General features: G+C 68.1%; 13 protein-coding genes and 1 tRNA gene. 6 read left to right on the forward strand and 8 right to left on the reverse strand.

The features are described from left to right. Together cyoE and LXT12_RS14085 are read left to right on the forward strand one after the other, a co-directional pair. Positions 1-906, forward strand: a complete 906-nt coding sequence (cyoE, locus tag LXT12_RS14080) for a heme o synthase (RefSeq protein WP_233392816.1) — start codon at positions 1-3, stop codon at positions 904-906. Beyond that, positions 903-1,514 (forward strand): SCO family protein, encoded by a 612-nt coding sequence (locus LXT12_RS14085; protein WP_233392817.1) that lies wholly within the window; start codon positions 903-905, stop codon positions 1,512-1,514. Before cyoE ends, LXT12_RS14085 begins: the two co-directional genes overlap by 4 nt. 93 nt (positions 1,515-1,607) lie before the next feature. Here LXT12_RS14085 and rpoH read toward each other — a convergent pair whose 3' ends face one another. From rpoH to LXT12_RS14115, 6 genes are all read right to left on the reverse strand, one after another. Further along, positions 1,608-2,525: an RNA polymerase sigma factor RpoH gene (rpoH, locus tag LXT12_RS14090; protein WP_233392818.1), complete on the reverse strand. Its 918-nt coding sequence runs from the start codon at positions 2,523-2,525 to the stop codon at positions 1,608-1,610. Positions 2,526-2,672: 147 nt separating this feature from the next. Beyond that, positions 2,673-3,173, reverse strand: coding sequence for a chemotaxis protein CheW (locus LXT12_RS14095; protein WP_233392819.1), 501 nt, complete (start codon positions 3,171-3,173; stop codon positions 2,673-2,675). Between the two features lie 32 nt (positions 3,174-3,205). Further along, on the reverse strand, positions 3,206-6,388 hold the full coding sequence (locus LXT12_RS14100) for a CHASE domain-containing protein (RefSeq protein ID WP_233392820.1): 3,183 nt from the start codon (positions 6,386-6,388) through the stop codon (positions 3,206-3,208). Beyond that, on the reverse strand, positions 6,385-8,946 hold the full coding sequence (locus LXT12_RS14105; protein WP_233392821.1) for an ABC transporter permease: 2,562 nt from the start codon (positions 8,944-8,946) through the stop codon (positions 6,385-6,387). The genes LXT12_RS14100 and LXT12_RS14105 overlap by 4 nt, the downstream gene beginning before the upstream one ends. 31 nt (positions 8,947-8,977) lie before the next feature. Beyond that, positions 8,978-9,925 carry a PA2778 family cysteine peptidase gene (locus LXT12_RS14110; RefSeq protein ID WP_233392822.1) on the reverse strand — a complete coding sequence of 316 codons (948 nt, stop codon included), beginning with the start codon at positions 9,923-9,925 and terminating at the stop codon, positions 8,978-8,980. Further along, entirely contained in the window at positions 9,922-10,326 is a 405-nt protein-coding gene (locus tag LXT12_RS14115) for a PA2779 family protein (protein WP_233392823.1), read from the reverse strand. Before LXT12_RS14115 ends, LXT12_RS14110 begins: the two co-directional genes overlap by 4 nt. A 146-nt stretch (positions 10,327-10,472) precedes the next feature. Between LXT12_RS14115 and LXT12_RS14120 the strand changes: the two genes are divergently transcribed. The 3 genes from LXT12_RS14120 to LXT12_RS14130 all read left to right on the forward strand — a co-directional run bounded on the left by LXT12_RS14120 (position 10,473) and on the right by LXT12_RS14130 (position 12,309). Next, positions 10,473-10,546, forward strand: a tRNA-Gly gene (locus LXT12_RS14120). 385 nt (positions 10,547-10,931) lie between these two features. Further along, entirely contained in the window at positions 10,932-11,606 is a 675-nt protein-coding gene (locus LXT12_RS14125; RefSeq protein WP_233392824.1) for a hypothetical protein, read from the forward strand. Continuing rightward, positions 11,599-12,309: an RES family NAD+ phosphorylase gene (locus tag LXT12_RS14130; RefSeq protein ID WP_233392825.1), complete on the forward strand. Its 711-nt coding sequence runs from the start codon at positions 11,599-11,601 to the stop codon at positions 12,307-12,309. The genes LXT12_RS14125 and LXT12_RS14130 overlap by 8 nt, the downstream gene beginning before the upstream one ends. A gap of 616 nt (positions 12,310-12,925) precedes the next feature. Here the strand turns inward: LXT12_RS14130 and LXT12_RS14135 are convergent. Then, positions 12,926-14,617: a bifunctional metallophosphatase/5'-nucleotidase gene (locus LXT12_RS14135; protein WP_233392826.1), complete on the reverse strand. Its 1,692-nt coding sequence runs from the start codon at positions 14,615-14,617 to the stop codon at positions 12,926-12,928. Between the two features lie 425 nt (positions 14,618-15,042). On the opposite strand from LXT12_RS14135, the gene LXT12_RS14140 reads away from it, so the two are divergent. Continuing rightward, entirely contained in the window at positions 15,043-18,453 is a 3,411-nt protein-coding gene (locus tag LXT12_RS14140) for a TonB-dependent receptor (protein WP_233392827.1), read from the forward strand. A 109-nt stretch (positions 18,454-18,562) separates the two neighbouring features. Here the strand turns inward: LXT12_RS14140 and LXT12_RS14145 are convergent, their stop codons facing one another. Beyond that, positions 18,563-20,050, reverse strand: a complete 1,488-nt coding sequence (locus LXT12_RS14145) for an NAD-dependent succinate-semialdehyde dehydrogenase (RefSeq protein WP_233392828.1) — start codon at positions 20,048-20,050, stop codon at positions 18,563-18,565. Positions 20,051-20,075: the final 25 nt, after the last annotated feature.

Here is a 20,075-nt window from a genome sequence, read left to right on the forward strand (position 1 = left end):
ATGGCTTCCACGTCCACCGCCAGTGCCCTCGTGCACAGCCCGCGCTGGCAGCAGTTCTACCAGCTGACCAAGCCGCGGGTCGTCCAACTCATCGTCTTCTGCGCCGCCATCGGCATGGCCCTGGCCGTGCCGGGGCTGCCGGACCTGTCGCAGGCCATGACCATGGCCGCTGCCGTCGCCGGCATCTGGCTCGTCGCGGGCGCGGCCGCGGCCTTCAACTGCCTGATCGAGGACGGCATCGATGCCCGCATGAAGCGCACCGCCTGGCGCGCCACCGCCAAGGGCGAACTCAGCCGTGCGCAGACCCTGGCCTTCTCGGCGCTGCTGTGCGCGGCCGGCATGGTCATGCTGGCGATCTGGGTGAACCTGCTGACGATGTGGCTGACCTTCGCCACCTTCGTCGGGTATGCGGTCGTCTACACCGTCATCCTCAAGCCCATGACGCCGCAAAATATCGTCATCGGCGGCGCCTCGGGCGCCATGCCGCCGGTGCTGGGCTGGGCCGCCATGCGAGGCGAGGTCGGCTTCGAGGCCTGGCTGCTGTGCCTGATCATCTTCCTCTGGACGCCACCGCATTTCTGGGCCCTGGCCCTGTACCGCGCCGAGGACTATGCGCGTGCCGGCCTGCCCATGCTGCCCGTCACCCATGGCAACGACTACACGCGGCTGCAGATCCTGCTCTACACCTGGGTGCTGTTCGCCGCCACGCTGCTACCCTTCCTCACCGGCATGAGCGGCTGGTTCTACCTGGTGGCAGCCGTCGCGCTGGGGCTGGGCTTCTGCGGCCACGCCTTGCGGCTGTGGCGAGCCTATTCCGAGGCGCTGGCCCGCAGGACCTTCTGGTTCTCCATCTGGCACCTGTCGCTGCTGTTCGCGGCCTTGTTGATCGACCACTACATCTCATGACCACACGTCGCCTCGGCCTGGCCGCACTGGCCGCATTCGTCGCCCTGGGTTTTGCCGGCTGCCAGAAGGCGGCGCCCGACCAGCCGGCGTTCAAGGGCATCGACCTGACCGGCGCCGAATATGCGCGCCAGCTCAGCCTGACCGACCAGAATGGCCGCGCCCGGTCCCTCGCCGACTTCAAGGGCAAGGTGCTGGTGGTCTTCTTCGGCTACACGCAATGCCCCGACGTCTGCCCCACCACGATGGCCGAGGTCGCCGAGGTGAAGCGCTCCCTGGGCGCTGACGGCGACAAGGTGCAGGGCATCTTCGTCACCATCGACCCGGCCCGCGACACGGCCGACCTGCTGAAGAACTACCTCGCCAGCTTCGATCCGAGCTTCATCGGCCTGCGCGGCAGCGAGGAGCAGACGCAGGCGGCGGCCAAGGAGTTCAAGGTCTTCTATGCCAAGGTGCCCGGCAAGACGCCCGAGACCTACACCATGGACCACACGGCGGCCAGCTTCATCTTCGACACCGAAGGCCGCGTGCGGGTCTATGCCCGCTACGGCGCCGGCGCCGAGCCCCTGGCGCACGACATCAAGCTGCTGCTCGCCGAGGCCAAGAAGTAAACCCACGGCTGGCCGGACGCCAACCGGCAACCCGACGCACCATGAACAAAGCCCCGGCATGCCGGGGCTTTGCTTTGCGGGGGAGGCCGGCGCTCAGGCGGCTTCGGTCAGCGCCTTCTTCATCTTCTTCATCGCGGCGACCTCGATCTGGCGGATGCGCTCGGCCGACACGCCGTACTCGGCGGCCAGTTCGTGCAGCGTCATGCCGCCCGAGGCGTCGTCGTTCACCTTCAGCCAGCGCTCCTCGACGATGCGGCGGCTGCGGGGGTCCAGCACGTCCAGCGCGCGAGTGATGCCGTTGCCGGCGAGTTCGTCACGCGAGCGGGCCTCGATGACGCGGGTGGGCTCCTGCGTCTCGTCGGCCAGATAGGCGATGGGGGCGAAGGTCTCGCCTTCGTCGTCGGTCTGCGGCTCGAGAGCCACGTCGCCGCCCGACAGGCGGGTCTCCATCTCCAGCACTTCCTCGCGCTTGACGTTCAGCTCGCGCGCCACCTGGGCCACCTCGGCTTCGGTGAGCGTGTTGCGGTGCGTCTCGCCATCGGCCTGCTCGGCCTTGAGCTGGTGCTTCATCGAGCGCAGGTTGAAGAAGAGCTTGCGCTGGGCCTTGGTCGTCGCGACCTTGACCATGCGCCAATTCTTCAGGATGTACTCGTGGATCTCGGCCTTGATCCAGTGCATCGCATAGCTCACCAGGCGCACGCCCTGATCGGGGTCGAAGCGCTTGACGGCCTTCATCAGGCCGACGTTGCCTTCCTGGATCAGGTCGCCCTGGGGCAGGCCGTAGCCGAGGTACTGGCGGGAGATGGCCACCACCAGGCGCAGGTGCGACAGCACCAGCCGCCCGGCGGCTTCGAGGTCACCCTGGTCGCGCAGGCTGCGGGCGGCGGAGCTTTCCTCCTCCGCCGTCAGCAGCGGCAGGCGGTTGACGGCGGAGATGTAGGCGTCCAGATTGCCCAGCGAGGGCACCAGGGCCCAGGGGTCGCGCACGGCAATGGCAGAAGAGGCGGACATCGTCTTGAATCCTTCCAGAACCACCCCGTGAAGCTGGGGCGGTGATGGAATATTAGCACTCCGCTTTGCCGAGTGCTAAGAATCGAGACCCTATACGAGAAACGCAGTATTGACGCTGGTGAAACGGTGAGCTTCCACCAACTTCTTTCAGTCCACCAAGCCGAAATCCGGGCTCTGGATCATCGCCTCGATGTCCAGCAGGATGAGCATGCGCTCGCCGATCTTGCCCAGGCCGGTGATGAAGCGGGCGTCCATGGCCGCCGGCACTTCGGGGCGGGCCTTGATCTCCTCGGCGCTCAGCTCCAGCACGTCGGAGACCGAGTCGACAACGATGCCCACGACCCGGCCGGCCACGTTCAGCACGATGACCACGGTGAAGGCGTTGTACTCGCCCGGCTGGCCCAGGCGCACGCGCAGGTCCAGGATGGGCACGATGACGCCGCGCAGGTTGACGACGCCCTTGACGAAGGCCGGCGCGTTGGCAACGCGCGTCGGCGCTTCGTAGGAGCGGATTTCCTGCACGCGCAGGATGTCGAGGCCGTATTCCTCCTCGCCGATGCGGAAGGTCAGGAACTGTCGGCCATCGGTGCGCGCCAGGGTCTGGACGGCCTGGGCGCCGGTGCTGGGAACGAGGTCGGTGGAGCTCATCGGGCGCAGTGAAGCAGCGGGGGGCGAAACTTTTATTTTGCCCGCTCCGGCCCGGCGGGCACTGCCAACAATTCGTCGATCAGGGACAGCAGTTCGCGCACGTCCAGCGGCTTGGTGAGGTAATGCTGGGCGCCGGCGGTCTGGGCCAGGGCCATCTGCTCGGGCTGGGCATTGGCCGAGACGACGATGACCGGCGGCGGCGTGCCGCCCATCTCGCGCAGACGAGCCAGCAGCGTCAGGCCATCGCCATCGGGCAACTGCCAATCCAGCAGCAGCAGGGCCGGCGGCTGCCGGCGCAGGGCCTGCAGCCCGGCCGCGGCCGTCGTCGCGACCTCCAGCTCCAGCCCCGGACGCTGGTCCAGGATGCCCCGCATGACCTCGACATTCAACGGGTTGTCCTCCACGTAGAGGAGCCGCCGGTGCGCCGTCGGCCGCAGGGCTGCCGGCTCCTGCGGCGCCGGCTCCGCCACGGGCGTGACCGCGCCGCCTGCTGCGGGCAGCCGCAGCACGAAGCGGGCGCCGGGGCCGGACGAGGCCTCGGCGCGCAGGCTGCCGCCCATCATCTCGGCCAGGCGCTGGCTGATGACGAGGCCGATGCCGGTGCCCGGAAGGCCGGTGTGCTCGCGGCCCAGGCGGTTGAAGGGTTGGAAGAGGGCGGCCCGCTGTTCCTCCGTCAGGCCCAGGCCGGTGTCCTGTACGGCGACTTCCACCCAGCCCGGCTCCGGCGAGCGGGCCTCGATGCTCACGCTGCCGCCGGGGCGGTTGTACTTGACGGCATTGCTGAGCAGGTTGGTGAAGATCTGCGTGACCCGCGTCGGGTCGCCCACCACGCGCAGCGCGGCCGGGTCGAGCCGCTGGCTGATGACCAGGCCGCGCTCGGCGGCGCTGTGCTGCACCAGGGCCAGCGCCCGGGCAAGCAGAGGCGGCAGCTCCAGGGCCACCGGCTCCAACCGCAGTGAGCCCGACTCGATGCGGGACAGATCCAGCGTGTCGTTGATCATCTCCAGCAAATGCCAGCCGGCCTGGGCGATCTGCTGCGCCCGGCCGCGCTGGGCGCTGGACAGCGGCTCCACCGCGTCCATCTGCATCAGCTGGGTGAAGCCGAGGATGGCGTTCATGGGCGTGCGCAGCTCATGGCTCATGCGCGACAGGAATTCGTTCTTGGCCTGGTTGGCCGCGACGGCCGCCTCGCGCGCCCGGTCCAGCTCCTCGATGCGCAGTTGGTCGGTGATGTCCTCGACCACCCCCACCAGGCGGTGCGGGCGCCCGTCCGCGCCGCGCAGCAGGCTCACCAGCACCCGTGCATGCACGATGGCGCCACCCGGCCGCACGTAGCGCTTGAGCCGGCGGTAGAACGGGATCTCGCCGCGCATCAGCCGGCGCGCCAGGCGGATGTCCTCGCGCCGGTCGTCCTCGTGGGTCACATCGATGGCGCGGCGGCCCACCAGGGCCTCCGGCGGGTAGCCGACCAGGCTGCAGAAATGCGCATTGACCTCCTGGAAGCCGCCGTTGAGGTCGGTGAAGGCGATGCCGATGGGCGCCGTCTCGAAGATGCTTCGAAAGCGCTGCTCGCTCTGGCGCAGCGCCTGCTCGCCCTCGGCGCGGCTGGCGATCTCGCGCTCCAGCGCCGCGGTGCGCTCCTTCACGAGGGCCTCCACATGCTGGGTGCGGCCCGACATCAGCAGCAGCAGGGCCCCCACCATGGCCGTGGACAGCAGGCCCACGAGGGCGAAGGCCCAGCTGCGTCCGGGCGCCTGCGCGAGACCGGGCAGGTCGTAGATGCGGACTTCCCAGTGCCGGCCGCCGAACTCCACCGGCATCTTCACGAGGGGCAGCGTCGCGTCCTGGCCGCGCTGCACGGCCTCGCAGCCCGGCCGGCCGGCCAGCCGGACGAAGCTGGCGCCCGGCTCCAGGTCGACCAGGCAGGCTCCCAGGTGCTCGGGCCAGTGCTGGGCCAGGCGCGACATGAGCAGGTCAGGGCGCAAGGTCGCGAAGACGACGCCGTCGAGGTCCTGATCGCTGGAACCAGCCGATGGCCGGTAAAGCGGCTGGTAGACGACCACGCCCACGGCGCCCTGCTTGTCCTGAGACAGCTCGAAGCCCGCCGACGCCACGGCGCGCCCGAGGGCGGCGGCCCGGCCGATGGCCGCGCGCGCGCCGGGGATGGTGCGCACGTTCACGCCGAGCGCCGCCGCATTGCGCGACAGCGGCTCGATGAGGCGGATGGCCATGACGTCTTCGTCGGGCGGAGGGGCCAGGTCGCCGGCCCGCGAGCGTTCGCGCACCTGGTAGCCGCCGGGAAAGCCGTCCGCCGCGGCAGCGGCATTGAAGTGCCCGATGTCGGCGCGGGCGACGCGCAGCGTCAGCCCCAGCGCGATCAAGGGGCTGTCCTCGGCCAGCAGGCCGCGGGTGGCGCGGGCGAACTCCTCGCGCGTCGGCCGCGGCTTGACCTGCAGCAGGCCGTGCACGCCTTCCAGCGCCAGCAGCGGCTCGCGCAACCGGCCGACGAGGTCCTGGGCGGCACTGGCGGCGTCGCGGGTGAAATCGGCGCGGTTGCGCTGGCGGTCCCACTCCATGGTGGCCGCCACGCCCAGCCCGACGAGCAGGGTCGTCAGCAGCATGGGCAGCCCCACGCTGAAGCGCCGCGTGGCCCAGGCCGCGCGCGGCTGGCCGATCAGGGCCAGGGTGATGGGCGTGGCGATCAGCACGCCCATCAGGTCGCCCGTCCACCAGACCGTCCAAACCAGGCCCATCTGTGCCTTGGCGATGACGCCGGCGGCCATGAGCACCAGCGTCGCGCAACTGGGGCTGACGCAACCGGCGATCGCCGCCGCGGCCAGATAACCCGCCACTTCGCGCGGCGAGGCCAGCACCAGCGGCCGGCCGCACCAGCGCCGCATCAGCAGGGTGCCAGCCGCCGCCTGCGCCGCGGCGCCCAGGCCGATGCCCAGGGCCAGCGCCACCGGATGGCTGCTGAGTTCGCCCAGCATCGTGGCCTGCACGACGAAGGACCCGAGGGCCACCGCCGGCAGGTAGCGCAGCCCCAGCACCAGCAGCACGGCCAGGCCCCAGCCCGCGGCCGGGTAGATGGGCGCCACCTGGTAGGGCGGCAGCACCATCAGCAGGCCCAGGCGGCCAAGCAGGTAGTAGACGAGGGTGATGCCCGCCGTCAGCAGCAGATAGCGGCCCGCCTCGCGGGGCGTGGGGGCCCTCATTCGGCCTGGGCCTCGCGCAGCGTCTGCACGACGGGGCGTTGCAGCACCCCGCGCAGGCTCCACCAGCCGGCGCCCCAGGCCAGCAGGGCGCCGCAGGCCGAGCCGACCAGCGGCGCCCAGGGCTTGACCTGCCACTCGAACTCGAAGACGTAGCGGGCCAGCAGCGCGGCCAGCACCAGCGCCACGCCGCCGGCCAGGAAACCAGCCAGCGCGCCCACACCCAGCAGCTCGGCCCGCTGCACCCTGGCCAGCAGCGCGGACGGCGCGCCCAGGGCCCGCATCAGCGCGAATTCCCGTGTGCGGGCCTCGCGGGTGCTGCCCACCGCCGCGAGCAGCACCACCAGGCCCGTCGCCAGCGTGAAGCCGAAAAGGAACTGCACCGCCTGGATGACCTGGTCGAGCACGCCCTGCACCTGGTTGAGCTGGGCCGACACGTCGATGACGGTGAGGTTGGGGAACTGCCGTGCCAGCTCGCGGTCCAGCTGGCCGGCGGCCGGGTTGCGGTAGGCGGCGATCTGGGTCGAGGGCAGGTCCGGCAGGTCGGCCTTCTCGAAGAGCACGAAGAAATTGACCCGCATGGACGACCAGTCCACCTTGCGCAGGCTGGTGATGCGGCCCTGCACCGGCTGGCCGGCGATGTCGAAGGCCAGGGTGTCGCCGAGCTTGAGGCCCAGCGTCTGCGCCAGGCCCTCCTCCACGCTCAGGCCCGTCTCGCCCGCCGCCGCGCTGCCCCAGCGCCCGCCGACGATCTGGTTGTGCTCCGGCCGGTCGCCGGCATGGCTGAGGTTGAACTCGCGCTCGGCCAGGCGCTGGGCGCGCTCGTCGGCAAAGCGCCGGCCTTGCACCGCGTCGCCATTGATGGCGGTGAGCCGCCCGCGGATCATGGGATACCAGTCGTAGCGCGTCACGCCGGCGTCGGCCAGGGTCTTGCGGAAGGCGTCGGCCTGGTCGGGCTGGATGTTGATGACGAAGCGGTCAGGCGCCGAGGCGGGCGTGGCGCGGCGCCAGCTGTCGATCAGGTCCGTGCGCAGCAGCACGAGCAGGGCCAGGGCCAGCAGGCCCACTGCCAAAGACGCCACCTGCATGACGGCGAAGCCCGGCCGGGCCGCGACCTGGCGGGTGGCCAGCAGCAGCCAGCGGGGCAGGGCGGCGCCACTGACGTTCACCGGCACGAGGCGGCGCAGCAGGGCCACCGCGCCCCAGGCCAGCAGCGCGAAGAGCAGCACCGCGCCCGCGAAGCCGGCGGCGGCGATGCCGCCGAGCTTGAGGTCGCCGGCCAGCACCACGAGGATGGCCGCCAGCCCGGCCACGCCGGCCCCGAGCACCAGCAGGGAGCCCGCTTTGGGGGCGCCCAGGTCGCGGCGCATCACGCGCAGCGGCGGCACGGCGGCCAGCTGCAGCACCGGCGGCAGGCCGAAGCCCATCAGCAGCGACAGCCCCAGCCCCAGCCCCAGCAGGGCCGGCCAGATGCTGGGCGGCGGCAGGCTCACGTCGATGAGCCCGGCCAGCAGCGACACGAAGACCTGGTGCAGCGCCAGCCCCGCCAGCACGCCGCCCGCGCTGGCGACGAGGCCGGCGAGCAGGAACTCCAGGCCGTAGGCCCAGGCGATGCGGCGCTGCGGCTGCCCCAGCACCCGGAGCATGGCGCAGGCGTCGAGGTGGCGGGCGGCGAAGTCTCGCGCCGCCAGGCCCACGGCCACGGCGGCGAGCAGGGCCGACAGCATCGCCACCAGGCGCAGGAAGCGCGCGGCACGGTCCAGGGTCTGGCGCATTTCCGGGCGGCCCGATTCCAGCGACTCCAGCCGCACGCCGCGCAGCTTGTCCTTCTCGACGAGGGCTTCGGCGCCGGCCACGAAGCGCCGCACCGCGTCCGGGGCCGCGCCGGGGCCGGGCACCAGGGCCAGGCGGTAGGTGATGCGGCTGGCCGGCTGCACGAGGTGGGTGGCGGGCAGGTCGGCCTCGGCCAGCATGACGCGGGGGGCGAAGTTCATGAAGCCGGCGCCACGGTCGGGTTCGGTCTCGATCAGGGCGGCGAGCCTGAGGCGGGCATCGCCCAGGAGCAGGACGTCGCCGAGCTTGAGACCCAGGGCATCGGCCACGGCCGGGTCGGCCCAGACCTCGCCCGGCGCCGGCGCACCCGAGCGGCCCGGCAGGGCCTCGCGCAGCGAGATGCGCCCACGCAGCGGGTAGCCGCTGCCCACGGCCTTGACCGCCACCAGCCGGCTCCCGCCGCCCTGGGCGTCGTCGGCGCGCGCCATGCTCGGGAAGGTGGCGGTGCGCACGCCGGTCAGCTTGAACTCGTTGGCCAGCTCGGTGAGCGGCGGGGGTGTCGGCTGGTCGCTGGCGACGACGGCATCGCCGCCGAGCAGCTTGGCCGCGTCGCGGCGCAGGCCCTGGTCGAGGCGGTCGGACAGGAAGGCCACCGCGCATAGCGCCGCCACCGCCAGCGCCACGGCCAGCATCAGCAAGCGCAGTTCGCCGGCCCGCCAGTCCCGCAACAGCTGGCGCCAGGCGATGGCCAGGGTGGCGGGCGGGCGCGAGGCAGCGGCGGCGGTCATGCGCGCGACTGTAGCGGCCGGGAGACGCCCCTCAGGGCTGGCGGGTCGCGTCGAGCGTGGCAGTTGCCGCGTCCCGCCAGGATGGCTCCGCGGCTTGGGCGCGACGCACCGCCTGCTCGGCCGCGGACCGGGCGCCGGGCACGTCGCCGGCCGCCATGCGCAGCCGCGCCAGGTTGATCCAGGCGACCGCGCTGTCGTGGCGCCTGGCCACGGCGTCGAAGGCCGCCGCGGCGCCTAGGGCGTCTCCGGCGGCGTTGAGGCTGTTGCCCAGGCCGATGCCGGCGAGCAGGTTGCCCGGCCAGCGCGTCAGCAGGGTGCGGTAGGCGACGGCCGCCTGCGCCGGCTGAGCGGCGCGTTCGAAACCCACGGCGGCATCCTGCGCCTGCGCCTCGGTGGCTGTGGCGGCCAGGCGGTCGGGCGGCAGCACGGTGACGGCCCAGCGTCCGGCCCGCGTCCAGGTGTAGTCGAAAGTGCGCAGGGGCAGGGCCTCGCGCCGGGTACCGCCGCTGCGCAGGATCAGCTCGCGTTCGGCGAGGTCGTAGCCGACGACGACGGCGTAATGCCAGCGCGGCAGCCAATCGAGGCCGAGGTTCTGCAGCACCACGACGGCGTGGCCTGCCGCCACTTCCCGCAGCAGCGCCTCCAGTTCGCCGGGCAGGCGCGTCGCGACGGCGCCCTGGCGGCGGGCGCCGCCGAGCATCTCCAGCTGCAGGCTGCCGCCGCGCGAGGGCAGGAAGACGGCGTCGGCGAGGCGGTCGGGGTCGGCCGGCAGGCCGGCGTCGGCCAGGGCCGTCGCCAGCGCCGCCGGGCCGCAATGGTCGCGCGTCTGCGGGAAGAAGGGCACCTCGTCGCGCTCGACGCGCGGCGGCAAGTCCTGCGGCGGCCGGGCCAACAGCTCGGCCGTCTGGGGCGGCGTGAAGACGGCGGCGCATCCGCCCAGCAGCAGGGCGGCCAGGGCCGCCAGCGCCCGGGCGATCAACGCACCGAGCGGGTGAAGGGGAAGACCTTGGTCAGCCCGAGGATGTCGGTGACCAGCAGGATGATGAACACGGTGAACAGCACGCCGAGGACGTCGCTGCTGCCGGCCGGGGCGCTGTCGATCTGCTGCAGCATCTGCTGGGCTTCGGCGTCGGTGAGCGCGTCGACGCGGGCACGCATCTCGTCGACGGACACGCCCCGCGCCTGCAGCATGGCGGCGAGGTCGGCACGGTCCAGGGCGGCCTGCAGGCGGGCATGGGCTTCGCTGCGCGACGCGGCCTGCAAGGCTGCGGCGGCCTGCTCGGTGCTGATCAGCGCCGTCGGCGCGGCCTGCGCCATGCCGCTGAAGACGAGGGAGGCGACGAGGACGGAGGCGAGCACGCGCTGGGCTTTGTTCTTCATGGTCTGCTCCTGCTTGGGGAGGCTGTTGTGGATGGGGCGGCATGCTAGGCCCGCCATGGCACGCTCCGCGGCGCGCCGATGCGGGATGCGGCCTTGTCCTACACGCGGTGTTGCGCGGCGGAACCACGTCATAATCCGCGCCATTCGCGGGCGTCGTTCAATGGCAGGACCTGAGCTTCCCAAGCTCAAGACGTGGGTTCGATTCCCATCGCCCGCTCCAGTGCCGGCGCCCAGGGCGCCACGCCGCCGTCCAGTCGCGGCCCAGGGGCCCTGGCCTCACTCTGGCGGTTCTACCCAACTAAGAATCCCTGCTGGCGCGCCACTCGAGCAGACGCCTGCAACGCCAAGGCCCTCCCTGACCCGGAGGGCCTTTTGCTTTGTGCGCCCAGCATGGGTGCACTCTTGCGGGTCAAGTCCCGCAGTAGGTTGGTCACGACGAACGAAGCGAAGCGCAACTGCATGAGGGCGACCGAGTGGGGAGGAAGCGTGGAGCGAAGCTGCGGGCCGATGACAAGAACCGGAAAGAAGGCGGCGACTGCACTTTCAAGGTTATCTACGATATGGTATCGTGATATAACCTTTATAACTCTCGAAGGAGAGCATCCGTGGGTATCGTTGCTGACCATCTGAGGGTCTCGACTTTGGTGGGCACCCCGAAAGAGGTACAGGCCCGTCTTGAAACGTCGCACGCTGACCGCGTGCTCGTGGTCGCGTTTGACCACGTCAAACCAAAAGTCTTCCAGGCCCTGGCGGAGAACTTCACCAACGTGGCATCGTCCATGTTCGAGGTGTTGCTGGAACGACAAGACAGAGAGTCGCTGGAGCGTTTGGCCGAGGTCTTGGTGCCGCGGACTGTGCCGTCTCCCCGTCTGCTCAAGGAAGCGGCCATGCTCGTGCGGGCGCGCAAAGCCGTACTGGAAAGCGGGGACTGGTTGACCGCGGCCGACATCGCGAAATTGGCAGGTCTGAGCACCCGCAACCCCAGCGCACAGCCCAACAAATGGAAAAAGCAGGGGCTGATCTTCGCCATCAACCATGGGGGCGTCGATTACTTCCCGGGCTATGGGCTGGACCGCGACGCCAGCTTCCGGCCGGTGAAGGCGCTCGCCAAGGTCATCGAAATCTTTGGTGTGCGCAAGGATGCTTGGGGAATGGCCTACTGGTTCCGCTCAGATAACAGCTTCCTGGGAGGTAAGCGGCCACAGGATCTGCTGGCATCGGCGCCCGAGCGGGTGATCGAAGCGGCGATGGACGAGATTCAGGAGATCGCCCATGGCTAAGGGAAGCGCCAAGCCGGCGAGCGGCACCGACGCGTCGCCCCCTGCCGGCGAGACGTTTTCCAGCACACCAGCCCCTCCAGACAAGCTCCATGCCTCGTTCACTTTGCTCGCAAAGGGAGAGGTGCTACATCGTGTGCATCAGAGCAAGTATCAGGCTGACCAGTTCAACGCTGGCGTACGCGGCAATGCACGTTTCAGCCCGATCCAGGATGCACATGGAAAGCCGATTCCCACGCTGTACGGCGGCACGACAATGGAGTGCGCCCTGATGGAGACGGTCTTCCACGACGTTCCGCATACTGCCGGGTTCAAGAGTGTCGACAAAGGCAAACTGGTTGAACAGGTGCATTCCACCCTCCGGGTAGAGCAGGAGCTTCAACTCGTCGATCTGGCGAGCGTGCCGTTGCGCAAGCTGGGCGTGACCCGCAAGCAGCTCATCGATACCGAGAAGGACCAATACCCGGTCACCCGCAAATGGGCGGAGGCGATCCATCGCCAATGCCCGCGGGCCCAAGGGCTGTCCTGGGTCTCAAGGCAGGACGACTCGGCGCGCGCCTTCGTTCTTTTCGGCGACCGCATCTCCGATGGAGCCGTTCGACCGGACGGCAACTCCCGCAGCCTGCTCGACGATGGTGACGCTCACGATGCGGTGCTCGACCTTGCCGATCGCATAGGCGTCAACATCGTGCCGGGGAAAAGCTGAATGGAGGGCTTGCGGATCGACGAGAGCGGCTATGCGGGATTCGATCTTCTCGAGCCCGAGCAGCATTTCCAGGGGCGACGGCGGTGGCCATCAGCGATGAGGATGCCGCGCGCCCGATCAAGCACCACTTTCCAAAGCTGCAGATCTCCAAGTGTCGGTCGCTGTCGCGCCGCCCTTCAAACCACCCACGCCTTTTGGCCTGCAACGGAACACCTTGACCAACTTGCAAGTGTGTCACCTTCGTCTGCGACAAGCGTTTCCTGCCGTTGCTGCTGTTCCGGACTAGGGGGTCGCGCCGTTCTTCTACGAGCGGGACCGAACTTCTACGAGGACGGGCAGAACTACTCGTTGGCGTCGCTCCTTTACACCGGTAGCCCCACACTGCTGGGTAAAGAGGCCTTCGATGGTGTTGAGGCTGCGTTCCAGCACGCTGTTAAGGGAAAGACGCCGCCGACGGCCCTCTTGGCGATCTAGTCACTGCGGCGCGCAGAACCAATTGGCAAGTGTTGCCGGAAGCGCTGGGACCTTTGGCGCCGTATGCGACGCCAAAGTGTCTGAATGAGATCGCGCCCGAGGCGACGGACTGCCGTTCAGGCGTGGCGTAGGGGCCCTGGCCTCACTCGCGCGCGATCCGCCCCGGCGCGGCCTCATCCACGGCCTGCGGGCGGGTGCGCAGCAGCTCCACCAGCGCGTCGATGTCCGTCCCCAGCACCGCGCGGTCGCGGCCGTGCTTGAAGCCTGTCTGGGCGTCGCCGCCTTCCGAGAGAAAGTTGTTCACGACCACGCGGTAGTCGCGCGTGCGGTTCAGCGGCAGCCCGTCGACGAGGATTTCGCGCAGTTCGGGGTTGCCGTCGGCACCGGCGCGCCAGCGCATGCGCAGCGTGGAGGAGGGCTGGAGGAAGCGTGGCGTGGCGTCGCCCTTGGGCAGCTGGCGCTGCAGGATCTCCCAGAGCTGCTGGCCGGTCAGCGTCAGCGCGACGATGTCGTTGCCGAAGGGCTGGATGGCCAGCAGGTCGCTCATCGTCGTGGGTTTGCCGGGCTCCACGCTGAGTTCGGCGCGGATGCCACCCTGGTTGATGAAGGCGATGTCGGCCGGCCCCTGCTTGCGGGCGAAGGCGAGCTGGCTGTCCGCAATGAGGTTGCCCAGCGGCGCGTCGCCGTAGGGCGCTTTCGGGTGGCGCGTGGCCCCGTGCGGGAGCGTGGCGACCGGCTTGTTGCGCTGCTCGGCCGTCAGCGCGGCTGCGCGTGCGACCAGGGCCGCCAGCGCCGGATTCGGTGCGTACACCGACTGCAGGACCGGGTGGTTCACGGCCTGGGCGTCGAGCACGCGTCCGGCGGCGTCGAGCTTGAGGTGGCTTTCGGTGATCCAGCCGCCGTAGCTGCCGGCCTGCACGACGAGCCGGCCGCCGATCTTGCAGGTATAGGCCTGGTGGGTATGCCCGCCGATGATGATGGCGTAGGCCGGGTCCAGCCGCTTGGCGATGTCCTGCACGCGGCCCGTCAGGGTCGGGCAGGCATAGCTCGGGTCGTTGGCCTCGCCGCCCGGGCCCTGTACGCCGCCCTCGTGCATGACGGCCACCAGCACCTGAGCGCCTTCGGCCTTGAGTTGGGGCACGAGCGCATTGAGCGTGTCCGCCTCGTCGGCGAACCGGATGCCCTTGATGGCCCGCGCGACGATGACGTGCGGCGTGTCCAGCGTCGCGACGCCGGCGATGGCGACCTTGAAGCCAGAGGCCTGCTTGATGACGTGGGTAGGCAGGAGCGGCTTGCCGGTGGCGGCGTCCAGCACGTTGGCGCCGAGATAGGGGAAGCCGGGACCTTTGAAGCCGGGCCACAGGCACTCGGTCGGCCCGCACTCACCGTGCGCCTTGCGCAGTAGCTCGGGCAGCCCGGCGTCCAGTTCGTGGTTGCCCAGGGCGCTGGCGGTGATGTCCAGCCTGGACATGGCATCGAGCGTCGGCTCGTCGCGCAGCAGGCTTGAAATGAGCGGCGAAGCACCGATGAGGTCGCCGCCCGCGATGACGAGGGAGTCCGGGTATTTGGCGCGGAGCTCGGTGAGCGCCGAAGCGAGATAAGCCGCGCCGCCCGCCGGCTGGGGTTTGACTTCACCGGTGGCGGGATTGGGGACCCGTGCCATCAGCGGCGTGGGCTGCGACGGCTGGATGTTGCCGTGGAAATCGTTGATGGAGAACAGCGTCAGGTCGGTCGTGGCCGACGGCTGCTGCGGCGTGGCGCAGCCGGCCAGCAAGGCGCCGATGGCGGCAAGGAGGGCACCGGCACCGATGCGGATGTGAGCGTTGAAGGCCATGGCGGAAGGGGCTTGAGCGAAGGCGGCGATCTTAAAAGTGGCTTTGTTGCTGAGGTTTGTCGCGGTTTTGCGACAGCGACTCGACCCTAGCTTGAGGTTTACAAAATCGACCAAATGCGCCATATCGGTGCGTAGCTGCTGAGATCTGCCCTTTTCGATGGGAGCTTCAGGGCGCGGCGAGGTTGCGATGGCATCAGAAAATGAACCAATATGGTGCAATTTTGCCCGACCACAGCCCAGCTGAGGCCGACTTCTGACTTACCCGTAAAGTTCTGTCACAGAAACTCATGACAATTCGATCACCGTTGCGGCCGGGCTCGTCTGGAGCGCCGGACGACGCAACCGCGAAGACGTTGTGTGACGTTTTCGTGACCCTTTTCGACATCAGCCCGCGCTGCGCCGCGCGAACAACAGGAGTGATTGGGATGAGCAACAGGTTCGGATCTGGATTCCCGCTATCGGCGCTGTGCGCCGCCGTGGCCATCGTGGCCGCCGCGCCCGCGATGGCGCAGAACACGACGGCTGCGATCAACGGCCAGGTGCTGGGCGCCGACGGTGCGCCGCTGGCCGGTGCTTCGGTGACCATCGTGCACCGGGAGTCCGGTTCCACCACGACGCTGACGACTGATTCGCAAGGCCGGTTCTCTGCCCGCGGCCTGCGCGTCGGTGGCCCCTACACGGTTACGGCCGTCAAGGGCAATGATCGCGAGGTCCAGAACGACATCTACCTGGCCCTGGCCGAGACCCAGAGCCTGGAACTCCGCGTGCGCGGCGCCAATGTGCTGGAGACGGTGGTCACGACCGGCAGCGCCACCGGCACCAACAAGTTCGACAGTTCCACCATGGGCGCCGGCACCAGCATCGGCAAGCAGGAGCTGGCAGCCTACGCCTCCATCTCCCGCAGCCTGCAGGACTACGCCCGCAACGACCCGCGTGTCGTACAGACGGACAAGGGCAACGGCGAAATCTCCGTGGCTGGTCAAAACGGCCGCTTCAACACCGTCACGGTGGACGGCGTCAAGATCAATGACACCTTCGGGCTGGAACTCAACGGCCTGCCCATGCTGAAGCAGCCGATCTCGATTGATGCGATCCAGGCGGTTCAGGTCAACATCTCGAATTACGACGTCACGCAGCAAGGCTACACCGGCGCCAACATCAACGCGGTGACCAAGTCCGGCACCAACGAATTTACCGGCAGCGTCTATTACGTCTACCGTGATGAAAAGCTCACGGGCGACCGGTATGACCGTACACGCAACGTCACGTTCCGCACGCCGGGCTTCCAGGAAGACTTGAAAGGCTTCACCCTGGGCGGTCCGATCATCAAGGACAAGCTGTTCTTCTTCGCCAGCTATGAAGAACTCAAGAGCAGCCGCACCGTGCCGTCTTTTGGTCCCATTGGCACCGACAGTGTCAACGTCGGCATTACCCAGGCGCAAATTCAGGCGGCCCAGGATCTGGCGAAGAGCAAATACAGCATCGACATTGGTGGCCTCAACATTCCGAAGGGCGTCAATCTGATCGGCAAGGACACGCTGCTCAAGCTCGACTGGAACGTCAACGACAACCACAAGGTCAACGTCCGCTACACCAAGTCGGAGGAAACCAATCCGATCTTCCCGAACTTCACGGCCACGCAGTTGGCCTTGTCTTCGGACTGGTATTCGCAGGTCAAGACCCTGGAAACGGTGGTGGGTCAGTGGTTCGCCGATTGGACTGACAACTTCTCTACGGAGCTGAAGCTGTCCCAGCGCGATTACAAGAGCGATCCGAAGAACAACAGCGATCTGCCGCAGATCAGCCTCACCTGGACTTCCAAGGATCCGTTGGGTAGCACTAGCAACCGCACGCTGACGTTCGGTACCGAACAGAGTCGCCACTTCAACAGCCTGCATACCAAGACGTTCAACGGTTTCTTTGCGGGCAACCTGTTCCTGGATAAACACGAGATCAAGGCTGGCGTCGACATCGAGCGCAACGAGATCTTCAACGCTTTCCTGCAGAACACGAAGGGCCTTTACGTCTTCAGCAGCAGCGACCCCGTCGCACAATGGGCGACTGGAACGCCGTCGACCTATACCGTCCAGCAGCCCATCAATGGCAATACGCTCCAGGACGGCGCTGCGAACTGGACGCTTTCCAACATCGGACTGTTCCTGCAAGACACTTGGAAGGTCAGCAAGCAACTGAGCGTCGTGGGTGGCTTGCGGCTCGATACCCTCAAGACGGACGACAAGCCCAAGTTCAATGCGGGCGCCTCTGCCGCAGTGATCGCCGGCAATGTCGGTACGAATCTTCGGCAGACCGGTGGCTTCGGCTACGACAACAGCTATACGCTGGACGGCCAGAAGATTGTCCAGCCGCGGCTGGGCTTCAATTACCAGTTCGACCAGGCTGACAAGCGCAAGATGCAGTTGCGCGGTGGCGTTGGCCTGTTCATGGGTTCCGCTGCTTCAGTGTGGCTGACCAATCCCTATCAGAACACTGGTGTGACCGTCGCAAACCTTAGCTGCGGCACGACCGCCGCGCCGTGCGCGACGGCCGCTGGTGGCAAGCCGGTTCAGTTCTCTGCTGATCCGAACAACCAGCCTCAGCTGTCCGGCACTCCACCGGCCGCCAACGTGGACTTCATCGCTCCGGGCGTGAAGCAGCCGACCGTGTGGAAGATGAATCTGGCATTGGACAAGGAACTGCCCTGGTACGGCATCGTCGCTGGAGCGGAATGGCTGCATACCGAGGTCGACAAGGGTCTGTATTACCAGTTCCTGAATCTGGGTCCTGTGACCAGCACCTCCCCGGTCGATGGCCGCGAGATGTACTACAACGCTGCGGGCCGCAATCCGCTGTGCTACAGCGGCGGCAACGACTCGAGCCCCACCAATTGTGGTCGTGTGACAAAGGCGCTGAACAACCAGTCTTACAACAACGTCACTCTGCTAAAGAACACCAGCAAGGGCGACGGCGACGTGCTGACCCTGTCCCTGCAGGGCCCGAACAAGGCCGGGTTCGGCTGGGGGGTTGCCTATAGCTTCACCCGTGCCACGGAAGTTAGCGGCCTGACGTCGTCAACGGCCAATTCCGGCTGGCTCAATCGCGCCGTCTTCAACCCGAATGAAGAAGTCGCTGCGAACTCCGCCACCATGATCCGCAACCGGATCAGCGGCAATGTCAACTTCTCGAAGGCCTTCTTCGGCAAGTACAAGACGACCTTTGGCATGTTCTACGAAGGCCGTACCGGTCACGCGTACAGCTGGACGTTCAACAACGACGTCAACGGTGACGGCGTTGCCGGCAATGACCTTCTCTACATCCCGAAGGCTCAGGGCTCCGGCGAAGTGCTGTTCCGGCTTCCGGTCAGCGGCACCGCCATCAGTGGCCTGCCGGCCGCCCAACAAGCTGCTGCGCTCTCGGCATATCAGCAGCAGACGGCTGCGCAAGCTGAAGCGAAATTCTGGGCCATCGTGGACGCTAACCCCAGCCTGCGCAACTACAAGGGTCAGGTGGTCGGGCGAAACAAGGCGTTCTCGCCCTTCGTCAATAGCTTCGACGTGCGCTTGAGCCAGGAAGTCCCCGGCTTCTTCGGTAACAACAAGGGTGTGCTGACGCTGGACATCCTGAATTTCGGCAACCTGATCAACAAGCGTTGGGGCCGTATCGATGAAGTCGGATTCGGGACCGGCGGTGCGACCCGTCGCTGGATCAACTACGGTGGCATCGATCCGGCGACCGGCAAGATGATCTATTCGGTCAACGACCCGAGCGACTACACGACCAAGCAGACCCGCGGCGAATCCCAGTGGGCCATGCAGATCACGGCCAAGTACGAGTTCTGATCGCGCAAAGAGCAAGAAAAGCAGGGCCGCCTCATCGGCCCTGCCAATGCAAAGGGCCCCACAAGGGCCCTTTTTTCATGAGCGCGGCAAAAGCACCGCAGACCGCGGGCTACTTCTGGATGTCGCCCAGGCACAGGTACTTCACCTCCACATAGTCCTCGATGCCCTGGCGTCCGCCCTCGCGGCCCAGGCCCGATTGCTTGACGCCGCCGAAGGGCACTTCCGCTGTGGAGATGAGCCCGGTGTTGATGCCCACCATGCCGTACTCCAGCGCCTCGCCGACGCGGAAGATGCGGCCGATGTCGCGGCTGTAGAAGTAGCTCGCCAGGCCGAACTCCGTGGAGTTGGCCAGGCGGATGGCGTCCTCCTCGGTCTGGAAGCGGAACACAGGTGCCACGGGGCCGAAGGTCTCCTCGCGCGAGCACAGCATCTGCGGCGTCGCGTCGGCCAGCAGCGTGGGCTCGAAGAAGTTCCCGCCGGCTGGCGTGTCGATGCGCTTGCCACCGGTCAGCAGCTTGGCGCCCAGGGCGATGGCGTCGGCGACGTGCGTCTCCACCTTGGCCAGGGCCTGGTCGTCGATCAGCGGGCCGACGTTGACGCCGGGCTCGAAGCCGTTGCCCGTCTTCAGCGCCCCCACCTTGGCCGCGAACTTCTCGATGAAGGCGTCGTAGACGCCGGCCTGCACATAGATGCGGTTGGCGCAGACGCAGGTCTGGCCGGCGTTGCGGTATTTGCTGGCGATGGCGCCGTCGACGGCCGAGTCGAGGTCGGCATCGTCGAAGACGATGAAGGGCGCATTGCCGCCGAGCTCGAGGCTGAGCTTCTTGATCGTCGGCGCGCACTGCGCCATCAGGATGCGGCCGACTTCGGTGCTGCCGGTGAAGGACAGGTGGCGCACGACGTCGCTGTCGCACAGCACCTTGCCGATCTCGATGGACTGCGTGGCATCGCCCGTCAGCACGTTGAGGACGCCCGAGGGCATGCCCGCGCGCTGGGCCAGCTCGGCCGCGGCCAGGGCGGTCAGCGGCGTGGCTTCGGCGGGCTTGATGATGACCGGGCAGCCGGCCGCCAGCGCCGGAGCGACCTTGCGGGTGATCATGGCCAGCGGGAAGTTCCACGGCGTGATGGCTGCGCAGACGCCCACGGCCTGCTTCAGCACCAGGTAGCGCTTGGTCGGGTCGGTGGTCGGGATGGTCTCGCCGTAGACGCGCTTGCCCTCCTCGGCGAACCAGTCCAGGAAGCTCGCGCCGTAGACCACCTCGCCGCGGGCCTCGGCCAGGGGCTTGCCCTGCTCGGCCGTCATCAGCCGGGCAAGGTCGTCGGCATGCTTGACCAGCAGTTGCTGCCAGCGCACCAGCACGGCCGCCCGCTCCTTGGCCGGCTTGCTGCGCCAGGCGCCGAGGGCGTTGGCGGCGGCGGCGATGGCGGCGTCCACGTCGACCCGGCCGAGGTTGGGCACCTGGGCCAGCTCGCGTCCCGTGGCCGGGTCCGTCACGGCGAAGGTGTTGACGCTGCCGACCCATTCACCGTTGATCAGGGCCTGGGTGCGCAGCAGGCCGGGGTCGTCGAGTGCGGCGAGCGGGGAATTCGGGTCCATCGGGGGTTCTCCAGAGGGGTTTGAA

It is taken from the genome of Pelomonas caseinilytica (assembly GCF_021353235.1).
Classification (GTDB): Bacteria; Pseudomonadota; Gammaproteobacteria; order Burkholderiales; family Burkholderiaceae_C; genus Pelomonas; species Pelomonas caseinilytica.